General features: G+C 70.7%; 15 protein-coding genes. 10 read left to right on the top strand and 5 right to left on the bottom strand.

Annotated features, from left to right (window positions below; all coding sequences use genetic code 11):
- The first annotated feature begins 125 nt into the window (after positions 1 to 125).
- Entirely contained in the window at positions 126 to 749 is a 624-nt protein-coding gene (locus ACGFT2_RS07980; protein ID WP_393274649.1) for a histidine phosphatase family protein, read from the top strand.
- On the opposite strand, the gene ACGFT2_RS07975 is transcribed toward ACGFT2_RS07980, so the two are convergent.
- The gene (locus ACGFT2_RS07975; protein ID WP_393274648.1) at positions 647 to 1,051 is read right to left on the bottom strand and encodes an FMN-binding negative transcriptional regulator; all 405 of its coding nucleotides are present in this window, start codon (positions 1,049 to 1,051) and stop codon (positions 647 to 649) included. The two genes, ACGFT2_RS07980 and ACGFT2_RS07975, sit on opposite strands and share 103 nt — an antisense overlap.
- Positions 1,052 to 1,239: 188 nt before the next feature.
- Between ACGFT2_RS07975 and ACGFT2_RS07970 the strand changes: the two genes are divergently transcribed.
- Positions 1,240 to 3,438: an MMPL family transporter gene (locus ACGFT2_RS07970; protein ID WP_393274646.1), complete on the top strand. Its 2,199-nt coding sequence runs from the start codon at positions 1,240 to 1,242 to the stop codon at positions 3,436 to 3,438.
- A 420-nt stretch (positions 3,439 to 3,858) separates the two neighbouring features.
- Here ACGFT2_RS07970 and ACGFT2_RS07965 read toward each other — a convergent pair whose 3' ends face one another.
- On the bottom strand, positions 3,859 to 5,025 hold the full coding sequence (locus tag ACGFT2_RS07965) for a PucR family transcriptional regulator (RefSeq protein WP_393274645.1): 1,167 nt from the start codon (positions 5,023 to 5,025) through the stop codon (positions 3,859 to 3,861).
- A 159-nt stretch (positions 5,026 to 5,184) separates the two neighbouring features.
- Here ACGFT2_RS07965 and ACGFT2_RS07960 point away from each other — a divergent pair, with 159 nt between their 5' ends.
- The 3 genes from ACGFT2_RS07960 to ACGFT2_RS07950 all read left to right on the top strand — a co-directional run bounded on the left by ACGFT2_RS07960 (position 5,185) and on the right by ACGFT2_RS07950 (position 7,516).
- A complete protein-coding gene (locus tag ACGFT2_RS07960) occupies positions 5,185 to 6,678 on the top strand; it encodes a long-chain fatty acid--CoA ligase (RefSeq protein ID WP_393274945.1) in 1,494 nt (497 codons plus the stop codon).
- Positions 6,679 to 6,751: 73 nt separating this feature from the next.
- Positions 6,752 to 7,198, top strand: a complete 447-nt coding sequence (locus ACGFT2_RS07955; protein ID WP_393274643.1) for a DNA-binding protein — start codon at positions 6,752 to 6,754, stop codon at positions 7,196 to 7,198.
- A 162-nt stretch (positions 7,199 to 7,360) separates the two neighbouring features.
- The gene (locus tag ACGFT2_RS07950) at positions 7,361 to 7,516 is read left to right on the top strand and encodes a DUF6131 family protein (RefSeq protein WP_393274641.1); all 156 of its coding nucleotides are present in this window, start codon (positions 7,361 to 7,363) and stop codon (positions 7,514 to 7,516) included.
- A 574-nt stretch (positions 7,517 to 8,090) separates the two neighbouring features.
- On the opposite strand, the gene ACGFT2_RS07945 is transcribed toward ACGFT2_RS07950, so the two are convergent.
- Positions 8,091 to 8,927, bottom strand: a complete 837-nt coding sequence (locus tag ACGFT2_RS07945; protein WP_393274943.1) for a class I SAM-dependent methyltransferase — start codon at positions 8,925 to 8,927, stop codon at positions 8,091 to 8,093.
- A 392-nt stretch (positions 8,928 to 9,319) separates the two neighbouring features.
- Here ACGFT2_RS07945 and ACGFT2_RS07940 point away from each other — a divergent pair, with 392 nt between their 5' ends.
- The gene (locus tag ACGFT2_RS07940; RefSeq protein ID WP_393274639.1) at positions 9,320 to 10,270 is read left to right on the top strand and encodes an urea transporter; all 951 of its coding nucleotides are present in this window, start codon (positions 9,320 to 9,322) and stop codon (positions 10,268 to 10,270) included.
- A 156-nt stretch (positions 10,271 to 10,426) separates the two neighbouring features.
- Here ACGFT2_RS07940 and ACGFT2_RS07935 read toward each other — a convergent pair whose 3' ends face one another.
- Positions 10,427 to 11,080: a maleylpyruvate isomerase N-terminal domain-containing protein gene (locus ACGFT2_RS07935; protein WP_393274637.1), complete on the bottom strand. Its 654-nt coding sequence runs from the start codon at positions 11,078 to 11,080 to the stop codon at positions 10,427 to 10,429.
- Positions 11,081 to 11,560: 480 nt separating this feature from the next.
- On the opposite strand from ACGFT2_RS07935, the gene ACGFT2_RS07930 reads away from it, so the two are divergent.
- From ACGFT2_RS07930 to ACGFT2_RS07915, 4 genes are all read left to right on the top strand, one after another.
- Positions 11,561 to 16,744, top strand: a complete 5,184-nt coding sequence (locus tag ACGFT2_RS07930; protein WP_393274635.1) for a hypothetical protein — start codon at positions 11,561 to 11,563, stop codon at positions 16,742 to 16,744.
- A gap of 109 nt (positions 16,745 to 16,853) precedes the next feature.
- The gene (locus ACGFT2_RS07925) at positions 16,854 to 17,147 is read left to right on the top strand and encodes a hypothetical protein (protein ID WP_393274634.1); all 294 of its coding nucleotides are present in this window, start codon (positions 16,854 to 16,856) and stop codon (positions 17,145 to 17,147) included.
- A gap of 131 nt (positions 17,148 to 17,278) precedes the next feature.
- Positions 17,279 to 18,730, top strand: a complete 1,452-nt coding sequence (locus ACGFT2_RS07920; RefSeq protein ID WP_393274633.1) for a purine-cytosine permease family protein — start codon at positions 17,279 to 17,281, stop codon at positions 18,728 to 18,730.
- Between the two features lie 62 nt (positions 18,731 to 18,792).
- Entirely contained in the window at positions 18,793 to 21,297 is a 2,505-nt protein-coding gene (locus ACGFT2_RS07915; protein ID WP_393274631.1) for an FUSC family protein, read from the top strand.
- 43 nt (positions 21,298 to 21,340) lie between these two features.
- On the opposite strand, the gene ACGFT2_RS07910 is transcribed toward ACGFT2_RS07915, so the two are convergent.
- Positions 21,341 to 21,877 carry a cysteine hydrolase family protein gene (locus tag ACGFT2_RS07910; RefSeq protein WP_393274629.1) on the bottom strand — a complete coding sequence of 179 codons (537 nt, stop codon included), beginning with the start codon at positions 21,875 to 21,877 and terminating at the stop codon, positions 21,341 to 21,343.
- Positions 21,878 to 22,169: the final 292 nt, after the last annotated feature.

Here is a 22,169-nt window from a genome sequence, read left to right as displayed (position 1 = left end):
AGTCCGGAGCCCGTGACACGGCCGTCCACTCCGTGCGAGGGCGGTCCGTGGTGGGAACCAGGTCCACCGCGGCGGCGTCTGTCCGGTCGACCGCAAGATCGTGAAGAACGTCGACGGAGGAACCCATGGCCGGAACGGCAGCTCGCTACCTCTACCTGGCACGGCACGGCGAGGCCTCGTCCGACGAGAGCCGTCTGACGGACACCGGCCGCCGTCAGGCGGAACTCCTGGGTGAACGGCTACGACGCAGCCCACTCTCGGTCATCCACCACGGCCCGTTGCCGCGTGCGGAGCAGACCGCGCGGCTGATCGGCGACCGGCTGGACGGCGTACCCCTGCAGTGCTCGGAGGCGGCCGGGGACTACCTGCCCCACCTTCCGGCGAAAGAAGAACTGCCCGCGGAGTTCGCCGACACCATGCTGGACAGGCTTGCCCGGTTCCCGGCCGGGGAACGCGAGAAGGGACCGGGCCTGGCCCGGGAGGCGCTCGACCGCTTCACGGGCCCGGTCACGGGTGACGAACCCCGGCACGAGCTGGTGGTGACGCACAACTTCCTCGTCGCATGGCTCGTCAGGGATGCCATGGACGCACCGGCCTGGCGCTGGATGGGACTCAACCAGGGCAATGCCGCACTGACGGTCATCCGCTACGCGCCCGACCGCGCGGCCTCCGTGCTCTTCCACAACGACATGGCACACCTTCCCGCCGAGCTGCGCTGGACCGGTTTTCCGCCCGAGCTGACGGCATGAGACCGCACGAGAGGGCATGAGACCCGGGAGCCGGACGATCCCGGCACCACACGGTGGTGCTCGGCCTTCGTCGCGTTCTGACGACGGAGGATGTACGCCCCGGGGCCACGGACGATGACCACGGCCTCGCCTGTGCCGGCTCGCGGCACTGGTTTCGCCGGCCGGGCCATGTGCCCGCTCAGGGAGGCATGTTCACCCGGTTCGACGGGTGTGCGCAAGACGCTGCCGCGTCCGGCTCCTACCGGCTGGCTCCCCTCGGCGCGGTGACCGATGCCGGCAGGGCGGGCCGGGCCCGGCGGCATCTTCCGCCGGTGATCGGGCACGAGGCAGGATTCGCGCATCTGAACGGCCGGCCTTGACACCGGGTCACTACGATGTGGGTTCAAGTAAACCGTGAGACCGGCCCGTTCGAGCCGTGCCGGTCGGGTCGCCGATGCCAGGGTCCGCTCCCCGGGCTGCGGTGATCTTCCTGTCCAGGAGGACCTTCCGCATGTTCCGACGAACAGGCAGCACCGTCGTACGACATCCCGTGTGGACGATCGTGGCCTGGCTCATCGCCGCCGTGGCGATCGTGGCCACCGCTCCGGGTCTGCCCTCGAACAGTGACGAGAGCAGTTTCCTGCCCAGAAGCTATGAGTCCATCAAAGCTGCGGAGCTCCAGGAGAAGGCTTTCCCCAGCGCCTTCACCCCCTCCGCGATCGCGCTGTACGCGCGCACCGACGGCGGCAAACTGACCGGCGCCGACAAGCAGGACATCGCCCGGATCACCTCCGCGCTGGGGCGGAAACACATCGACCAGGTGCAGAAGGTCGTCCCCGGCCAGCCGTCCGAGGACGGCAGGTACGCCCTGACGCTGGTGCAGATGGACAGCAGGAACGCCGGCCAGCCCAAACAGGTCGACGCGGCGAAGGTGCTGCGCGCGGACGTGAAGGAGCTGGCCAGGGGCACACATCTGGACGTCAAGCTGGGCGGATCCGCGGCGCAGGCCCTCGACCAGGAGGACTCGTCCAAGCGAGGTCAGGCGCTGATCGGTATCGGCACTTTCCTCATCATCCTGGTGACGCTGCTGATCATCTTCCGGGCGCCGATCCTGGCCGTGCTGCCGCTGATCCTGATCGGCCTGGTGTCGGCCATCGCCAACGGGCTCATCGCGTACGCCACGAAACTGTTCGACCTGCAGGCCAACAGCTCGATCTCGTCGATCCTCATCGTCGTACTGTTCGGCGTGGGCACGGACTACTTCCTCTTCCTGATGTTCCGCTACCGCGAACGGCTGCGCGCCGGTGACGAGCCGAAGCAGGCCATGGTGAACGCGGTCGGCCGGGTCGGCGAGGCCATCGCCTCGGCCGCGGGCGCGGTCATCATCGCCTTCCTCGCGCTGGTGCTGTCCACGCTCGGCTTCCTCAAGCAGATGGGTCCGGCGCTCGCCATCGCCGTGGCCGTCACCCTGGTCGCGGGCCTGACCCTGATCCCGGCCGTGGTCTCCCTCATCGGGCCCAAGGTGTTCTGGCCCTCCAAGTCCTGGCAGAAGGAACCGGAGAACGCCCGCTTCGCCGCCCTCGGCCGCGGGGTGCAGCGCCGCCCGGCGCTGACCGCCGTCCTGTCCGGTCTCGTCCTGGTCGTGCTGTCGCTCGGCACCCTGGGCTTCAACGCCACCTTCGATCTCGCCTCGGGTTCCATGCCCAAGACGAAGGAGTCCATGGTCGTCCAGGACGAGATGCAGAAGGCGTACTCGGCGGGCGCCGCGGCGCCCACCGACGTCTATCTGTCCAGCACCGACGGCAAGCCGTTGGACAAGGCCGCCTTCGGCGCCTATGCGAAGAAGCTGGGCGCCGTGGACGGGGTGGCGAACGCCCGCATGGCCCAGGTGAACGAGAAGGGCACCACCGCGGACTTCACGGTCACGCTCAAGTACGAGGCGTCGACGGACCGCGCGATCGACGCGGTGGCGCGGGTGCGCGACGTCGCCCACTCCAGCGCCCCCGACGGCACCGAGGCCCTCGTCGGCGGCATGTCCTCGATCTTCAAGGACATCGACACCGCGGTCAACCACGACTACCGGACGGTCTTCCCCGTCGCGGCCCTGCTGATCATGGTCATCCTGGGACTGCTCCTGCGCAGCGTGGTCGCCCCCTGGTACCTCATCGCCTCGGTCGGCCTCGGCTTCGGTGCCACCCTCGGCGCCACCGTGTGGATCTTCCAGGAGGCCCAGGGGCATTCGGGCCTGATGTTCATGCTGCCGGTGATCATGTATCTCTTCGTGGTGGCCATCGGCACCGACTACAACATCCTGATGATCGCCAGGCTCCGCGAGGAGGCCCGGGAGGGCCGCGATCCCCGCGAAGCGGCCGGCATGGCGCTGCGGCACGCCGGGCCGACCGTGGCGGCGGCCGGCTTCATCCTGGCGGCGACCTTCGCCACGATGATGCTCGCGGGCAACGCGCTGCTGACGGAGATGGGTTTCGCGGTCTCCTTCGGCATCGCCGTAGCAGCGTTCGTCATGGCGATGTTCTTCACCCCCAGCCTCACCGCGCTGATCGGCCACGCGGCATGGTGGCCGGGGCACGGTGACCGGGTCCGGACGCCGGCGGACGGTCCCCGTGCCGGCGCCGCCGGGGGTGCCGAGCCGGCTCTCGGGGGCGACGGTCTCGACCCGGCCGCCCACGATCCCGCAGGGCGCCGCAGCTAGCGGCGGTGCGCGGGGCCGTTCGGCCGAACCCTGCCTACGGGCCCGGCCGGACGGCCCTGCGACGAACGGCCCCGCGACGAACGGCCCCGCGGCGGACGACGCCTCGACCAACGGCCCCGCGACGAACGACGCCTTCGCCGCGCAGTTTCCACCGCGCGCCGATTCCGCCGGGCGTATCCAGTGGCGTTTCCAACCGGGCCGTACCGCCCGGCTGTTCGGCCGGCCTGGAACGCCCCGGCGGAACGCCCGCCTGCCCCCATGGTTCGCACACGCGGCTCAGCCCACCGCGCACCGCCCTGAAGCGCCCTGAAGCGCGCCGGACTTCGCCGGACTGCCCCGGACCGGCGAGCGTACCCCGCGCACTCCGCTTCGGCCGTCCGCGCGTCGCGGGAATCCGCGCACCGCCGTTGCGGTCGTCCCTCAGAACGGCAGCAGGCGCAGGGCGTACAGCGCGGCGCCCAGGTCGCACACCGCGAGCGGGTCGGACAGCGACCGCCCCGTCAACTCCTCGATGCGACGCAGACGGTAGCGCACGGTGTTCGGATGCACGAAGAGCCGTTCGGCGGCCGCGGCCGTCACACCACCCGAGCCGAACCAGTGGCCGAGCGTGCGCAGCAACCGTCCGCGCTCCACCTCCGGCAGCGCCAGGAGCGGCCCGAGGGACACCTCGACCAGACGGCTCGCCTCCGCCGGGGCCGCCGCGGTCAGCATGGCCAGCGGACTGTCGTCGAACCGGGTGACCCCCGGCCCGGCACCGGGCAGTCCGGTCAGGGCCAGCCGGGCGAACCGCAGCGCCTGCGGTGTCTCCCGCAGCGTGTCGAACGTGGGGCTGACACCGACCCGTGCCCGCCGGCGGCGCAGCTCCCGCAGGCTGACCGACTCCGCGTCCCGGTGTGCGAGGGCGACCAGACCGATCTGCTGGTCGGGCAGCAGCCGCCAGACCGACGGCACCCCGGACCGGCGCAGTGCCGCCTCGATGCCGGGCAGCGGCTCCTGACCGGGATCGGGCACCGACGCGGCCACGACCGCGTACGGGCCACGCTCCGGCAGACCGAGCTGCCCGGCCGCCTCCCACGGCGTCGTACGGTCGGCGAGGGCTCCGGTGAAGAGCGCCTCGGCCAGCGCCGAGCGGCGCGCCTCGCGCTGCAGGGCCAGCTCCGCGCTGGCCTCCCGGTAGGCGGCCGCCACTGCCTCCGCGTAGCGGCCGAACAGCGCCCAGATCTCCGACGACCCGGCCACCAGCTCCGTGTCCGTCACGTCCGGATGCCTGCGTGCCTCGTCGACCAGCTCCGACCAGAGGAACTCGAAACCGACCCGGTAGGCGTGCAGGGTGTCCGCGAGGGGCACCCCCTGCTCCGCGCGCAGGCGCCCCGTCTGCTGCGCGGCCCCCACGTCCGGCCCGGCTCCGAACGCGAACCGCGCGAGGAGCAGGTCGGCGTTGCCCTCACAGGACTCCCTGAGCGACGAGCAGGGGATGAGCGCGTCATCGGCGTACGACTCGACCTCCGCCCGTATGCGCCCGGCCATCAGCTCACCCAGCTCCGGAACACGCGTACGCAGCGCGGCACCCACACTCGACAGACCCATAGCCGCAGCGTACGGCCGCTCGATTGGGTCCCGGAACAACGCCCGGGCGCCCGGGCTGTCCGCTCCACCATGGACGCCCGCGCACCTGCGGGCCACCATGCCGGGAGTGTTGACGACGGGACCTCGTGAACGCCGAGAGCACGCATGCAAGGAGGCATGATGGCCAACCTGGCGGAATTCCTGGTGGACACGGCACGGCGACTGCCCGGGCGCCCGGCGCTGCGGCTGGACACGGCGGCCGTCACCTACGCCGAACTGGACCGGCTCAGCGCCCAGGCAGCGGCCCTGCTGCACACCGAGGGCGTACGCGCCGGCGACCGGGTCGCCCTGATGCTCCCCAACGTGCCCGAGTTCGTGGTCCTGTACTACGCCGTCCTGCGCGCCGGCGGCATCGTCGTACCGATGAACCCGCTGCTGAAGGAACGTGAGACCGAGTACCACCTGCGGGACTCCGGCGCCGTACTGCTCTTCGAGTGGCACCTCGCGCCCGGTGAAGGCGCGGCGGGCGCCGCCGCCGCAGGGGTGCGGCACCTGGCGGTCGACCCGGCCGCCCTCGCCGCCGAACTCGCGCCGCTGGAACCGCGCCGCGAGATGGCGGTCACCGCCGGCGACGACATCGCCGTGCTGCTCTACACCTCGGGAACCACCGGACGCCCCAAGGGTGCCGCCCTCACCCACGCCGGAATCCGGCACAACACCGAGGTCAACGTCCTCGACGTCCAGCGGATGACGTCCGAGGACGTGATCGTCGGCTGCCTGCCGCTGTTCCACATCTTCGGCCAGACCTGCACGATGAACGTCGCCGTGCGCAGCGGGGCTTCGCTCACCCTCGTGCCGCGCTTCGAGCCGCAGACGGTGCTGGACGCCATCGCCCGCGATCGTGCGACGGTCTTCGAAGGCGTGCCGACCATGTACGCCGCACTGCTCCAGCACCGGCCGGCCGCGTCCGCCGACACCTCCAGCCTGCGCATGTGCATCTCGGGCGGCGCCTCCCTGCCGGTGGAGGTGCTGCACGGCTTCGAACGGCGCTTCGGCTGCATGGTGCTGGAGGGCTTCGGCATGTCGGAGACGAGCCCGGTCGTGTCCTTCAACCACCCCGACCGTCCCCGCAAGGCCGGTTCCGTCGGCACGCCCATCCGCGACGTGGAGGTGCGGTTGCTGGACGACACGGGCCGGGACGTGGCACCGGGGGAGGTCGGTGAACTGGCCGTGCGCGGACCGAACGTGATGAAGGGCTACTGGAACCGTCCCGAGGACACCACCGCCGCCGTTCCCGACGGCTGGCTGCGCACCGGCGATCTGGCCCGCCGGGACGAGGACGGCTATCTGTACATCGTCGACCGGAAGAAGGACCTGATCATCCGCGGCGGCTACAACGTGTACCCGCGCGAGGTCGAGGAGGTACTGCACGAGCACCCGGCCGTCGCCCTCGCGGCGGTCCTGGGCCTGCCGGACGAGCGGCTCGGCGAGGAGGTGGCGGCCGCGGTCGTCCTGCGGCCGGACGCCCACGCGGACACCGAGGAACTCCGGCGGTTCGTCCGGGACCGGGTGGCCGCGTACAAGTACCCGCGGCGGATCTGGCTGACGGACACCCTGCCGATCGGTCCGAGCGGCAAGATCCTCAAACGCGAGATCACCGCGCCGATGTCCTGAGTGCCGAGTTGTTGAACAAGTTGTTCACAACATTTCATTGACGCTGATTCGTGTGTTCCGGCATCCTCGAGGCATGTCATCGAAGCCTGACCGGACGGACCCCTTCACGCCGCCGCGGCCGGAGGAGGCGCGAGCCCACCGGGTGTACGCCTCCCTGTTCCGCATCGCCGAGCGGCACGCGGCCACGGACGACCAGCGACGCCGGCAGGTCCACCCCTCGGTGCTCGGGCCCCACGAGGCGGTACGGCTCGTGGCGTTCCTGCTGAGCGGGGCGGCCCGACTCGAGGACGGCGAGGCGGAGGTGGACCAGGCGGACGTCACGGCCGCCCTGAGTCTCGTGCCGCTGGTCCGCGGGGAGATGGACGAGCTGGAGACCACCCTGCTGCGGATGGCGCGCGGCCGCGGCATGACGTGGCAGGAGATCGCCTTCGGGCTCGGCCTCGGCACCCCGCAGGCCGCGCGGCAGCGCTACGAACGCCTGGCCGGCCGTGCCGCAGACAGGGAACAGGCAGAGGAGTAGCCGCCCGCCTCGGCACGCCGCCCGCCTCGGCACGCCGGGTGCCGGCGTCTTGGCGGGGGGCCGGAGCCGCCGCCGAAAAGCTTTTGCCGCTTCGGATGCACGTAACCACCGGTTCGGGGCACACGGAGGGAAGAAGAACTGTCACTCCGCAGGAGGCACGTCATGATCGCCCTCGGCATCATCCTGCTCGTCATCGGTTTCCTCACAGGTATATCGATCCTGTGGACCATCGGCATCATTCTGCTGGTGGTAGGTGCTGTCCTGTGGATCATGGGTTCCATGGGGCACGCGGTCGCCGGCCGGCGGCACTATTGGTGAGCGGACCCACCGCTTCGGCGGAGATCCGGCACCGCCCGGGTACACGATGGAGAAGGGAGCGTCCGGCGCCCGCCCTTCTTCGTTCCGGCGGACGGTGATGCGACGGCTCGGGCGCGGCCCTCAGGCGTGGACCAGTGGGGGGGGGGGGGGGGGGGGGGGGGGGGGGGGGCCGCCCCGCGCGCCCCGCCCCCGCGCGGGGGGGGGGGGGGGCGGGGGGGGGGGGGGCGGGCGCGCGCGCCCGGCCCCCCCCCCCCCCCCCCCCCCCCCCCCCCCCCCCCCCCCCCCCCCCCCCCCCCCCCCACGCCTGCGGTCCCCGGTCCTGACGGTGCGGCCGTAGAGGATGTGCGCGTCGAGGCGCCGGCAGGAGTGCATACGAGCCGCGTGCGACAGGCCGGCCGGGAACTGCTCGACCTTGTCCGGACTCCTGGCTGGCCCACCCTTTTGACGAGGACCGGCTGCGGCTCGCCGGCCGACGGTGGCCTGACTCTCGGTTACGCCGGCACGAACCGTGTGTGCAGGAGCTCGAATCCTGCGCGGACGAACGGCTCCACTCGTCAGGCCCCGACGGAATCGATCATCCGGGGAACCGGGAGGCGTGCTGCCGGCGGACCGCCGAGATCAGTCCGCCGGGCCGCTCCTCGCGCCGCGGCGGGGTGCTGATCGGGCGGCCGTAGGCGGCCGCACGCTCGCGCAGGGTGTGGCTGACGGCCTCCCAGCCGTGCCCGGCCAGCCAGCCCACCGGGTCCTCGGGCATCTCCGAGACCCACATGGACGCCGCCGATCCCGGCGCGACGTCCGTGCCGAGGCGCTCGATCACGCCGCGCGAACCCAGCGTCAGCCCCATCCGACTGCCTGCCGCCGACCGCGCGCCGATCCGGTCCAGCAGCAACTCCACCGCCTCCTCGGGCAGATAGATCAGCAGCCCTTCGGCGATCCACACGGTCGGCACCGCCGAATCGTGCCCTGCGGCGGCCAGCGCGCCTGGCCAGTCCTCACGCAGATCCACCGCGACGGTGATCCGCTCGCAGCGTGCGACGGCCCGCTCCCGGCGCAGCACCGAAGCCTTGAAGTCCAGTGGCGCGGCGGTGTCGACCTCGAAAAGCCGGGTGCCGCCGGGCCAGTCCATCCGGAAGGCCCGGCTGTCCATGCCCGCGCCGAGCAGCACGACCTGCCGGACCCCCGAAGCGGAGGCCTGCCGCAACAGCTCGTCGAGGAACCTCGTCCTGATGACGATGGAGAACGACACGGCCAGCCGGCGGCGTCGCGCGGCCTCGTCGTCGGGCGGTGGCGAGGAGGGCCACAGGCCGCCGGCGGCGGCGAAGGCCTGTGCCAGTGGGTCGCGGAACAGCGCGTCCTCCCGCTCGGTCTCCAGCGCCCGCACCCTGGCCACCCCCACCGCCGTGGCCCACACCCCCGACGGCCGCACCCGCTCCTGCTCACCAGCCACCGCGCCAGCCTAGATGATCGATTCCGAGGCGTCCGGCGAGGGGAGCAGGCCTACCCGGCCGGCCGGCCGGTCACGCACGCACCGACCGCCTGCGATCACGGGGAACCACCCCGGGCGAAGACCAACGGTCACCCTGTCCGCGCGACCACGCGAAGTGGACCCCCGCAATTCGATATCGTATGACGGAAAAACAATGCCGCCAAGCGGAATACGTCGGTGGGGGTTCGAGGGTGAGACGTCCGACGAAAGTGAGAGTGCCGCGGAGTGCCGGGCGGCCGGGGGAGGGGCCCCGGCGGCGGCAGGCGTTCGGGGTTCGGCGCTGGACACCCGGACGTGATCTCAGGTCCGGTCCGCCCGTGCTGCGTGGGCTCGCCCAGGTGATGTTCCTCGACAGCACCTGGACGGGCGCCGTCTTCGCCCTCGCGCTGCTGACGGCGGACTGGCGGTACGGCGCCTACGGCCTGGGCGGCGCCGTCCTCGGTACCGGCACCGCGTGGCTGCTGGGCGTGTCCCGTGACCGGGTGGAGGGTGGACTGGAGGGCTTCAACTCCTGTCTGGCCGCCATCGGTCTCGCGGTCTTCCTGGAGGCGGGCAGACCGGCCACGGCGCTGCTCGCCGCCGCGGTCTGCGTCGTGGTCACCGTCGTCACCGCAGCGGTGGTCCGGCTGCTGGGTACATGGAGCCTGCCGCCGCTGACCATGCCGTACTGCTTGCTGGCGAGCGCGGTCACCGTCGCCGCGCCGGCCTTACGGCGGCTGTGGCCGCACGGAGGCGGCATCGCCGCGCTGCCCCGCGCGGCCGGCGGCCCCACCACCCTCCGCCTGGGCGACGTGTGCGGCGCGTTCTTCCGCAATGTGTCCCAGGTCTTCTTCCTGGACGAGTGGTACGCGGGGGCCCTGCTGCTCGCCGGTGTATTCCTGGCCGGCCGGGCGGCCGGTCTAGTGGCCTGCGCCGGGAGCGCGACGGGCGTCCTGACGGCCTGGGCGCTCGGAGCGCCGGCCGCGCGGATCGCCGACGGCACGATGGGCTGCAACGCGGTGCTCGTGGCGATGGCGTTGTGCGGTGTCTTCCTCGCCGCCACTCCGGCGACGCTGCTGTACGCACTCCTCGGCGCCGCGACGGCGACCCTCCTCACGCCGGCCGTCGCCGCCCTGCTCGCCCCGTCCGGCGGTCACGCGTTCACCTGGCCGTTCGTGCTGACGACGCTCGGCTTCCTGACGGCCGCCCGCTCCTTCCCCCGCATGACCGGCCCGAAGCCCGGCGTCATCGGCCCGAAGCCCGGCGTCATCGGCCCGCCCCCCGCGTGACCGGCTCGGGGTAGGCGTGATAGCCCCGCTCCCCGCATGACCGGCCCGGGGTCCGCCTGATCAGCCCGGCCCCTGACCGTGAAAGGCGCGGTCCGGCCGCTTGAGGGGGTGGCTCGGCCTGTCCGGGAGCGGGCATGTCCCTCCCGGCGGGACCGCTCAGCCGAGGACGAGCGGGAGCTTCGCCGCGAGATCGCCCAGGGCGGCTCGCTGCGCGTCGGTCGGTGCGCGACGCCCGGTGCCGATCAGCAGCGCGTCGCCGTCGGAGAACACGGCGGGGAAGGGCGTCCCGGCGATCTCCTCCAGCGCGGCGCGGGCCGCCCCGAGGGTCTCGGCGGGCGGCCCGGCCGCCGACGGCAGGTGCGCGACCAGGTCCAAGTGGTGCAACGTCCATTCGAGGACGTACGCGGACAGATAGTCGCCGGCGGTCAGCACCTCGTCGCGGGTGCGCACACATCGGGTGCGGTCGGCGAGTTCGGCGGCACGGCCCGCGGCGGAACCGACGTCGTCCAGATGGAACTTGAGCAACCGCGGCTCGCCGTACGCGGCGGCGAGCCGGGGGATCAACGCGTCGAGCGGGTCCTCGCCGGCCGGGGGACCGACGAGTCGCCAGTAGGTGACCGCGTCGACCGTCGGGCGGCCCTCGGCCGGCGTGACCAAGGTGATCAGGACGTCCTGGGCGTCGACCACGAGGTGACACACCAGGTCCCGCACGAGCCAGCCGCTGCACCCGGACGGTCGTTCGAAGTCCTCGTCCGGGGTCGCGGCGACCGCTCCGAGCAACGCCGACCACGAGTGTGAGAAGAGGTCCACTTGCGGCACCGTAATGCCGGACCGGAACGGCCCACAAGTACCTACCGGCACCCGCGCCCGCGCGCCCACCCGCCTGCCGCTACGCGTCCACTCCCACCCGCCCCCCTTGGGCGCCTCATGGTCGTCGGCAATCACGCCACGTCAACTCGCACGTAATACGGATCCGTTGTGACACAGCCTGCATGTGCATGCCATTGTCTCAGCGGGGTCGTGGTGACGTCCGCACCGAACTGCCCGGAGATGCGGAATGAACGATTTCAAAAGCGCTCCGTTCAGCTTCACGATAAGTAAGCCCACGGACGCAGTTGACAGTTCGTCCAGTCGGCGTAATGTGACCGTATGGCCGCCTGGTGCATCACCGGCAGCGCCTGTCAGCTCGTCAATTGAGCGAGCTTTCCCGTGAGTTGTCGCCCTGGCGCGACACTGCCCTTTTCCGGGCCCATTCCGTGAGTCATCGCGTGCGTTTCCCTGGAGTTCGCCATGAGCATCGAGACTTTCCGCCGTCACCCGAGTGCCGCGGATGAAGACACCGCCGCTCCGATCACACCGGGATCGTTCTCGGTGACGACGCAGATGATGCAGGACGCGGTCCGCGCCATCGGCGTGTCGGCCGGTGACGGCATCAACCAGGAAGCCCTGTTCGCCAATCCCTTCAAGCAGGGGCGGGAGGAAGCACTGGTCATCACCCCGGCGGGCAGGCTGACCTATCTGCAGCGGACGGAGTCGTCCGACACCGGCTGGGCGCAACAGGACGTCGAGGGAACGCCGCTGGTCGCCGAAGTGCTGGCCGTCGTCCATCCGTCCGGCGAGGTGTGGGCCATCTGCTCTCCCCGGGACGGCGCCGCGACCCCCTTCGGAATGGTGCTGACACTCGACGGCGAGACGGCCGGCACGGCTCAGTGCTCGTGGGCGAACAGGGTCGAGTTCAACATAGAAGGCTACTATGCCCGTTCACTGTGCGTGTCGTACTCTCCGGACAGCGGGCCGCTGGTTCTCGGATCGACGCTCGACATATCGGGCGGCGCCTCGTTCTTCGTCCTGCTCCCGCAGTTGCCGGCGTTCAGCGGCAATGGTACCGCCTGGGCCCTGCACGCCACCACCATGTTCGCTCCCGGATTCCCGATCGTCGGCGGCGGATTCCTCCCCTACTATCCGGCTACCGGCCAAAGGAATGTGTACGTCTACTACTTCCTGAACGGGAAGCAGCTGTTGCGGTACGAGGAATCGGCCGGACAGTTCCGAGGTCCTTTCGAAGTCAGCAGAACCGTCGACCAGTTCTGCGGAACCTACTACGTCCCGAATCTGAACCAGGACAATCCGCAAGGGGATGTCGGGTTCGCCTATCTCGACGGCCTCTATCTGGTGACCGGGTCGTTCATGGCCCCCGGCCATCACCTCATGCTGGACCCGGTCGTGGGGACGGGATTCGACACCGCGGCACGGGCGCGCGTGTGGCAGGACGCCGACGGCCTGCTCCACGTGTTCGGCACGTCCTCGGACCAGGGGGGTGCAGCGGGAAACCTCCAGGTTCTCCACCAGTCCACGTGGCAGACCATCGACCGGGGGGTGGGCCCGGACAGAGCACGCGTGGTGCAGCCGGCGTGGACGTCGGCGAAGGTGGCCTCCGCGCCGTCGGGGATCGGCGGCTACGACCTCATGGCCCCGCAGGACCGCCTGGTGGCCTTCGACTACACGGGTCACGGCAAGGCCGACTGCCTGCTGGCCTACCGTCCAGGTGCGCGGGTGGTGTGGGTCGTGGGCCGCACGTCGTCACCCGGCGGGTTCGACCGTGTCTACCATTCGGAATCGGGACTCCCGGGATACGACTTCTCCTCCCCCCGGGACCAGGTGGTGGCGTACGACTACACCGGGACGGGAAGCGCCCACTGTCTTCTCGCCTACCGGCCGGGGGCGGGGAAGTTCGCCATCTTCAGGAAGCAGGCCGGGGCAGGCGGGTTCACGTCGGTGGTCTCCGCGGCCTCGGGAGGCATCGGTGAACCGGGGCGCAAGTACGACCTGGCCGACGCCGCCGACCGGCTCGTGCCGTTCGACTACACCGGCTCCGGGAAGAACGACCACCTCCTGGCCTACCGGCCCGGCACCGGCACGGCCTGGGTGCTGGCACCCCGGAAGGACGGCACCTTCCACCCCGCGGTGACGTCGGCCACGGGACTGGGCGGTTTCAGCCTGAACAACCCCGCGGACATCGTCGTCGGCCTCGACTACAACAGTTCCGGCAGCAACACGCACCTGCTGGCCTACCGCCCCGGCGCGGGGATGGCCTACATCCTCACCGCCGACAAGAACGGCGTGTTCGTCGCCGAAGTCGAGAGCGACACCCATGGCCTCGGCGGCTACGACCTCATCCGTCCCAACGACCGGCTCGTGCCGTTCGACTTCTCGGGCCTGGGAAAGAACGACCACATCTTGGCCTACCGCCCGGGCGACGTGCACAAGTACGGCGATCAGACCGTCTGGATCCTCAAGCGGGACAGGACGGCCCCCACGGAATACACCCGCGGCATCTGGAACCGCTACGGCATCGGCGGATACGACTTCGCCTCGCCGGCGGACACGGTGACCCCCTACGACTACGGCGGCACCGGAAGCCTGGCATATCTGATCGCCTACCGCCCCGGCGCCGGCAAGGTCTCCGTCATGGGGCAGCGAGGCGGACACATGGCTCCCGTCTACCAAGCGCCGCCCGGACCCTCGACGTTCGTCACGGTCGGACTGCACGCCGACATCATCGACTTCCAGTTGGACCCGTATCCCGACTTCAAGCCGTCCGAGCTGATCAAGATGAGCGGTATGAGCCCTGCCGAGGCCTACTGCGTGTGCACCCAGGACGTCACCACGTCGCAGTGGCAGACCGACAAGGTGCGCATCCCGCCCCGCACGAACCAGGACCCCTTCGTCGTCTCGCACTACGTCGCCGAAGCGACACTGCTGTCCACCGAAGGCAAACCCATGAACGGGCATCGCGTGAGCGTGTCCGCGGACTCGCTGGTGGAAGTGCAGATCGACGAGGTGTCCTACCAGGTGGGTCCGGGCCGGTCCATCGCCGTCACCACCAACCCCTCCGGCAAGCTCGTGGTCTCCATCGCCGCACGAGGCCTCAACCCGCCCGTCGTGCACCTGAACGCCGACAACCTGCAACAGGGCGCTGCCATCGACTTCGCCGCCCAGGCGAACTCCTTCCTCGCCGGCGAAAGCACACTGCCCTCCCAGAAGGGGAAGTTCTCGGCCGGCCTCCTCAAGGACGCGAAGGTCACCCCGAACGACATGAAGCTGGGGGCCGGCGACCTCGCCGACTGGCCGGCTCTGGAAGAGCGCGGACTGACTCCGCAGGTGGTGGTGGACCACTGCACCAACATGTACGCACAGGCCGCCGGAAACGAGGAGCTCAGACTCACCTTCGACGGCGAATCCGCCGAGCCCGTCGTCGGGTACGTCATCCAGCTCTGGGACCCGGACCGGCCCGCCTTCCAGGCCTTCCGGAACCAGGACGAGATCGACGCCTACCGCGGCTACCGCAACGGCCACCCCGCCTACGGCGGCTGGTGGGACGACTTCACCAGCTGGGCGTCCGACGTGTGGGAGGGAATCAAGACCGGTGCCACCAAGGTCGCCGAGGTCCTCGTCTCCGCCATCGTCGAGATCGCGGTCTGGATCGGCGATGCCGTCGTCTCCCTCGGCGAAATGATCATCGAGGCCATCGAGCAGGCGATCCAGGCAGTCGAGGCCGTCTTCCAGATGATCGCCGACGCCATCATGCGGGTGATCGACTGGCTCAAGTCGCTCTTCGACATGACGGACATCTGGGACACGAAGAAGGCCATCCAGTCGTGCGTGACGGACACGGTCCTGCCCCTGTCCAAAACCATGATCTCCAACTTCGGCATGCGCTCCGAACAGTGGTTCCAGGACCAACGGCCGGTGGTCAAGCAGTACTTCGACCTCATCTGCGCCCAGTACTCCGACACCCGGGTCGGCGACTTCCCGAACAAATCAGGTGACATTCCCACGGAATCCGGGGGATCGGTCGCGAAGGGCGATCTGAGCACACCCCAGGCCAACTGGATGCAGAACAAGGCGCTGGGCGCGAACGACCTCCCGTCCTCCTTCGCGGACGTACTCGACATCGGCGACGGTCCGCTCCTCGGCGACTTCAAGAAGTTCGTGAGCGATCTCGCCGGGGACCAGGCCTGGACGGACCTGCTGAGCGACCTGGGCACCATCTGGGACGCCCTCACCGACTTCCTCGACCCCGGTGACGCGGGCACCACGAGCAGCGCCAAGGTGGTGAACCTCCTGCGGGCCGTGCAGGAGTTCGTGGACGACTTCCTCGTGGCGGCGGGGAAGCTCGTCAAGAAGTTCGTCGACTTCACGGTCAAGGTCGTCGAGGAAGTCGTCGCGCTCCTCGTCCAGCCGCTGGAGGACATGGGATTCGTCGAGACGCTCTACACCTGGGTGCAGACGGCTGCCGGCGTCAAGCCGGAGGAGCGCGAGAAGCCCAGCATCCTCGGTCTCGCCAGCCTCATCATGGCGTTCTTCGTCACCACGCTGTACAAGCTCGTCAACGGCGTCGACAACCCGCCCTTCCCGGGGGGAAGGTTCGTGACGATCCCCATCCCCTCCTTCGACGAGGCCACCACGGGCGAGCCGGACCCGCAGGACCCGGCCGAGAACATGCGGCTGGTGGAATTCCAGTGCAGTGCCATCCCGGCCGGCGTCATGCTCGCCGTCGTCGTGGGACTCACCGATCTCCTCAAAGGTCCGACGAACTGGATTCCCTCCTGGAACAAGAAGGCCATAGCCGAGGAGATCCTGAACGTCTGTGAGATCGTCGGTACGGCCTGGGCCTACGCCCTGAGCATTCCCTCCGTCACCGCTCCGAGGAAGCCCTGGGACGGCTGGGGGATCGCCGGGTGCACGGTCAAGTCGGTCGCCTTCGTCCTCGATATCGTCACGGCGGTGGTGTCCCTGCTCTGGGACAACACGGGCAAGGTTTCGTCCCTGCTCAAGAACCTCGGGTACGACGCCGACGAAGACCCGGTGAAGGCGAGGGAGAAGGCGGCGGCGAGCCTCGTACCCGGCTCGATCATCCAGCTGGCCTTCGGCCTGGGGGTTCTCACCTGCAACGTCGGCGGCACCGAGACTGCCAGGAACACCGATCCCGAACTGCCGCCCGCGCTCTACGCGATGGCCATGGCCGAATCCGTGCTCGACGCCGCGCCCAGGGCGTGTCAGGTCATCCGCAACATCACCCTGCACAAGGCGGTACCGAAAGGCGTATGGGCTCTGGTGTCGGTCTGCGACGGAGTCATGGCGGGAGCCTCGCTGATCCTCCAGGGAGCCGCGGCAAGCGACGCGCACGTCCACCGGCCGCAGCCCGTCGAGACGGCCAGGAACATATCGGTGACGCGCGGAGAGAAGTTCGATGTCGCCGTGTTCTCCGGCGGAGACTCGATCTTCCAGGGCTCGCTCGTCACCACCCTGGTGGACCCGGTCCTCCCCGCAGGCGTCAACGTCGAGAACGGCCACATATCCGGCACGTTCCCGAACGACGCCGACCACGACTACACGGTGAAGGTGCAGACGCGCGACCGCTTCACACCACCCATGTACGCGGAGACAACCGTTCAGATCACCGTGAAGTAGACCAGGCGACCAGACCAGGCGACGTCCGGCCGCCGGGGCCCCGGCCCCGGCGGCCGGACCGGCGGATTCAGGCATGATGACGGACGCGTTTCGGGGTACCTGCGTCGGCATGGCATCGGAAACCGAGCACGCTGAGTCCGTACGAGCCCTGCGGCAGATGCGCAGGATGCGCAAGTTCTACGCCGGAGGAGCCGTCCTGTGGTCCGCTTCGGCCTCCCTGGCCGCCCTGGACGACGCGGGAAGCCGGCAGATGTGGGTGTCGGTGGTGTTCCTGGCGGTCTTCGTCGCCCTGCTGTCCATGACGTCCCTGTGGCTGCGGCGCCGGCCGGCTGCTCGCCGGAGCGAGCCCCGGCACCATGCCGCTCCGCGCAGGCCGGCCTGGCGGCGCCACGCCAGCGCCTGACCGGGCCGGGCCGGTCCGAGAGGAACCGCGCTCGGCCTGCCGCACGCGTCATCGGATCTCTGCACTCGTCACCGCGTCCGCCTGGGAGAAGAATGTCTCCGAGCGGTGGTCCTTCGGCGTCGGGAGGCGTCATGAGCACTTCAGCGGAATCACGGGTGTCACGCCTCGAGGTCCGGTCGATCGACTACGTCCCCCTGGACGAGCGGCACGGCAAGCTCTGGCACCTGGGTCCTCTGTGGTTCATGTCGAACGCCCAGATCGCGACCCTGGCGGTGGGGCTGATCAGCATCACCGAGGGCGGCAACCTCGTCTGGTCGCTGCTGGCCATCGTCTCCGGCACGGTCGTCGGCACCTTCTTCATGGCCTTCCACTCGGCCCAGGGCCCCCAGCTGGGTCTGCCGCAGATGATCCAGTCGCGGCCGCAGTTCGGCTACGTCGGCGCCCTGCTGGTGTGGCTCTTCGCCTACGTGCAGTACGCGGGGTTCAACGTCTTCAACAGCGTCCTGGCCGCCGAATCCCTGCACACCACGCTGCACGGCAGCGTCAAACTGTGGGTGGTCGTCGTCACCGCCGTCGCGCTCGTCATCGCGCTGGTGGGATACGACGTCATCCACAAGGCCGAGCGGCTGCTGACCTACACCTTCCTGATCGTCTTCGGGATCTTCACCGTCGGTGTCCTCGTCACCCTGCACTATCACGCCGGCTCCTTCGACCTGGGCGGCTTCAAGTGGACGCCGTTCCTCGCCCAGTTCGGCGTGGTCGCCGGCTACCAGATCAGCTGGGCCATCTACGTCTCGGACTACTCGCGCTACCTCCCGCCCGATGTCACCGTGCGCAAGACCTTCTACTGGACCTACTTCGGCTCCGCCCTCGGCGGCATCTGGCTGATGGTGCTCGGCACGCTGCTGGCCGGCTGGGCGGGCAAGGACTTCGACACCATCCCGTCGATCAACGCCGCAGGCGACAAGGTGTTCAGCGGCTTCGGCGCGATCGTGCTGCTCTTCGCCGCCCTCGGCCTCGTGTCCGTCACCGCCCTCAACATGTACGGCGGTTCGCTGACGCTCATCAGCGGCATCGACTCGTTCAGGCGGGTACGGCCGACGCTGGGCGTACGGCTGCTGACCATCGGCCTGACCGCGGCGCTCTCGCTGGCCGGCGCCCTGTCCGCCACCTCGAACTTCCTGACGAACTTCAACAACTTCCTGTTGCTGGTGCTCTATCTGTTCATCCCGTGGACCGCGGTGAACCTCATGGACTACTACGTGGTGCGCCAGGGGCACTACGCCATCGCCGAGATCTTCAAACCGCACGGCATCTACGGCCGCTGGGGCTGGCACGGCATCATCGCCTACCTGGTCGGCTTCGTCGTCATGATCCCGTTCTTCTCCGTCGGCACCCTGTACGTCGGCCCCGCCGCCGAGGCGCTCGGCGGAGCCGACATCTCACTGTTCATCGGGCTGCCGGTGTCCGCGGCGCTCTACTGGTGGCTGACCCGTTCGATCGACGTGGAGGCCGAGGCACGCCTGGCCCGGGCGGAGGAGCAGGAGCTGGAGAGCGCCGCACACCGGCACCAGGAGCCGTGACGGGGGCCCGCCGGGCACACCGAAGGTGCCGCTCGCGGCGGTAAGGTGCCGGGTGCCCTGCGGTGGGTGATTCTGTAGGGGTGTGGGGTGCCCCAGCCCGCCGGATACCGGCGGCCTACGCCGCCGCGGGCCGCCGGGCGGTACGCGTGACGCTGGTCGCCGCAGCCGGTTTCTACTTCTTCCGTTACGGCCTCGGCAGACCCGTCGCGGCGACCTACGCCCTGTTCGCCGTCGTGGCGCTGGGCGGGCTCTCCAGGATCCCCGGCACCGGACGGCAGCGCGCCGCGACGGTGGCCCGCGCGCTGCCGGTCTGCTGGTTGCTGGTGATCGTCGGCACCTACCTCTCGGTGGCGACGTGGAGCGCGGTCCTCGGCATGCTGCTGGTCGGCTTCGCGCTGGCCTTCTCCGCCGTCGGCGGCCCGCGTCCGGCGGGAACGGCGCCGGGCCTGCAACTGCTCTACATGCTGCCGTCCTTCCCGCCATACGATCCCGGCTCGCTCGGCGACCGGCTGATCGGGACGACGGTCGGGCTGGCCCTGTTCGTGGCCGCCGAAGCCCTGATCTTCCCCGAGCCCTGCCCGCCGTCGTACCGGGCGCGAGGCGCCGACGCCGCGCGGACCGCCGCCCACTGCGCGACGCTCCTCGCCGCACCCCCGTACGCCCTGACCGGCGCGGACGTGAGCGCCGCCGGTCAGGCCGGCCAGGCGCTGCGGGCCCTGACCGTGCCCGAGGCCGATCGCCCGGCGGGGCCCGGGGTGCGCGAGCGCGCCCTGGCCCACACCGGACTCGCGACCCGCACCCTGCTCACCCGGCTGGCGCTGCTGCCGGCCGTGCCCGGGGTGCGACCCGGGCCCGAAGTGAGCGCCGTGCTGGGCGCGGTCGCGCGGCTGGCCGAGGCCACCGCGGCCTGTCTGCGAGGGGGGCCGTCCCCCGTCACGCCGTACGAGAACCTCGTCGCGGCGCGCGCGCACCTGTCAGCCCTGTCCGCCGGCCCCACCGCCACCTCCGCGGCCGACGGCACCGCTCCGGCCGCCCACCCCGCCGCCGGCACCGTCCCGGCCGCCCACCGCGCGGCCGAAGAAACCACCCCGGCCGCCCACGGGGGCGCTCCGGCCGCCCACCGCTCGGCCCACGGGGGCGCTCCGGCGGTCCACTGCGCCTCCGACGGGAGCGCTCCGGCCGCCTGCTTCTCACCCGCCGTCCTGCGCCGCCACGCCGCCGTACTGGAGATCGCCGACGCCGCGCTGGCGATGGGCACGGCAGCCGATCTGGCGGCACGGGGCCGGCACGCCCCGATGGAGGTGGCGCCGGGCCGCTTCTGGTACGCCACGGCCCGTGCCCCGGTCCTGTGGTGGCACCGGCTGCGCGGTCACGCCGGGCGCCGCTCGGTGTTCTTCCAGAACGCGGTGCGCCTCGCGCTGGCCCTGACGGCGGCCCGGCTCGTGGCCGGGGTGGACACGCTGCCGCACGGTTTCTGGGCCACGCTCGCCACCCTGACCCTCACCAGGACCACGATGGACGACACGTGGAGCACCATCCGCCGGGCGCTTGCGGGCACACTCGCCGGCGCCCTGCTGACCGCCGGGATACTGATCCTGGCCGGCCCGCACACCGCGGTCTACGCCGCCGTGCTGCCGGTGTGGATGCTGTTCGCCTTCACGGTGGGGCCGGTCCGGGGGGTCGGTTGGGCGCAGGGCCTGTTCACCGTGCTCGTGGCGCTGGTCTTCGCCCAGCTCGCGCCTCCGACGTGGCAGCTGGCGGAGGTCAGGGTGCTGAACGTGCTGATCGGCAGTGCCATCGGGGTCGTCTTCGGGCTGCTGGCCTGGCCCCGGGGGGCCCACGACGAACTGCGCCGCACGGCGGCGGAACTCCTTCGCAGGGCCGCCGAGATCGTGGTGGCCACCAGCGCCTCGGTGGCGGGCGGCGGCGCACCGGCGGCCGGCCGTGCGGATGCGGGCGGTGGCGCATCGGCGGGCGGTCGTGCGGGAGCGGCCGGCCGTGTCGGAGCGGCCGTATGGGCTGAAGTGGTCGGCCGTGCGGGGCCCGGACTGTCGGGTGTCGCCGGCCATCGGTCCCTGCAGCACGTCGTCGTCCTCGCGGAGTCCGCGTACGCGCAGTTCCAGAGCGAGCCGGTTCCGTTCGGAGGCACGGCACGCGGACCCGCACCGTCCGCCGTCGACTGGCAGGCGACGCTGATCACCGGGCACCACACCCTGTGGGGGGCCGACCGGCTGCTGACGCCGCCGCAGTCACGGCTCGGGGCCGCCGCGGCCGAGTCCCTCGACGCGCTGGGGGCGCGGGTGGCCGCCCGGATGCTGCTGATATCCGCGGCACTCGACCCCGGGGACGACACTCCGGCCGCGTCGTTGCCGCTGATCGATGTCTCCCCCACGGAATTCGCCGCCGAGCCGCCCGGCGCACCGCGGCTGTACTACGCGACCATGTCGTGGCTGGACGCTCTGCTGTCCGACCTGGCCCGGATCGCGCGCGGCAGCCCCGCGGTACAGGCGAGCCCGGAGCCGGAGGGGAGCCCGGAGCCGCAGCGCGGCCCCGGAGGCGGAGGGTGACCGGTGGGCGAGTGATCGGCCTGCGCGGGTCCGCGGCGAACGGTCACGTCCACAGGTCGTCGCTCGCACACACCCGGGCACCCATGTTCCGCTCCATCATCCGCAGCGCCGCCTGAGCGAGGTCCTCGTGGATGTGGGCCACGGCGTCTCTGGGGACGATCACGTCGAGGTGGCGGATGTGGGCGTCGAGGGCCGAGTAGAGCACGCACTGCTCGGTCACCTGACCGCACAGCACCACCTGCTGGATGCCTTGTTGCTGGAGCAGATACGCCAGCGGTGTCTCGAAGAAGATCGAGTGCCGGGCCTTGAGGACGAAGAGCGAGCCCTCATCGGGCCGGAGAGGTTCGACGAGGTCCGCGTGAGGCCCCGCCAGAGCGTGCTCCAGCAGCTCTCCGTGATGCGAGCGCCACTCGCCGAAATTGTCGTTGACGTAGACGACGGGTACGTCGTGCTCCCGCGCCCGCCGCAGGAGCCCGGTCACCACCGGTACGACCTCTCTCACCGACGGGAGCAGCAGATCGGCGTCCTTGTGGTCGTACGTATTGATCATGTCGATGACGATCAGCGCGGTCTTGCCCATACCGTTCAGGGTTCCACCGAACGGGGGGAGGGCAACTCCTGCCAGGGGGTTTCGGCACGACCGCCCCGGCCGACCGGGCCGACCGGGCCGCGCACGACACCGTCTGGGGCCCGGGCCGCACGCGGTCCACGGCCTCTTCGGCAGCTCCCGCGCGGACGCGCCGGTGAACGCCCGACTCGCGGACGGCCCGCCACCCGCCGCGGACGTCACCCGCTCCCGCCCCGCCGTATGACGACCGGTCAGGCATTCTCCCGAAAGGATGAATGACCCGGTGGGCACGGCATGTCGCGGC

It is taken from the genome of Streptomyces sp. NPDC048514 (genome assembly GCF_043199955.1).
Lineage (GTDB): Bacteria > Actinomycetota > Actinomycetes > Streptomycetales > Streptomycetaceae > Streptomyces.
This window is presented reverse-complemented; position numbering and strand designations above follow the sequence as displayed.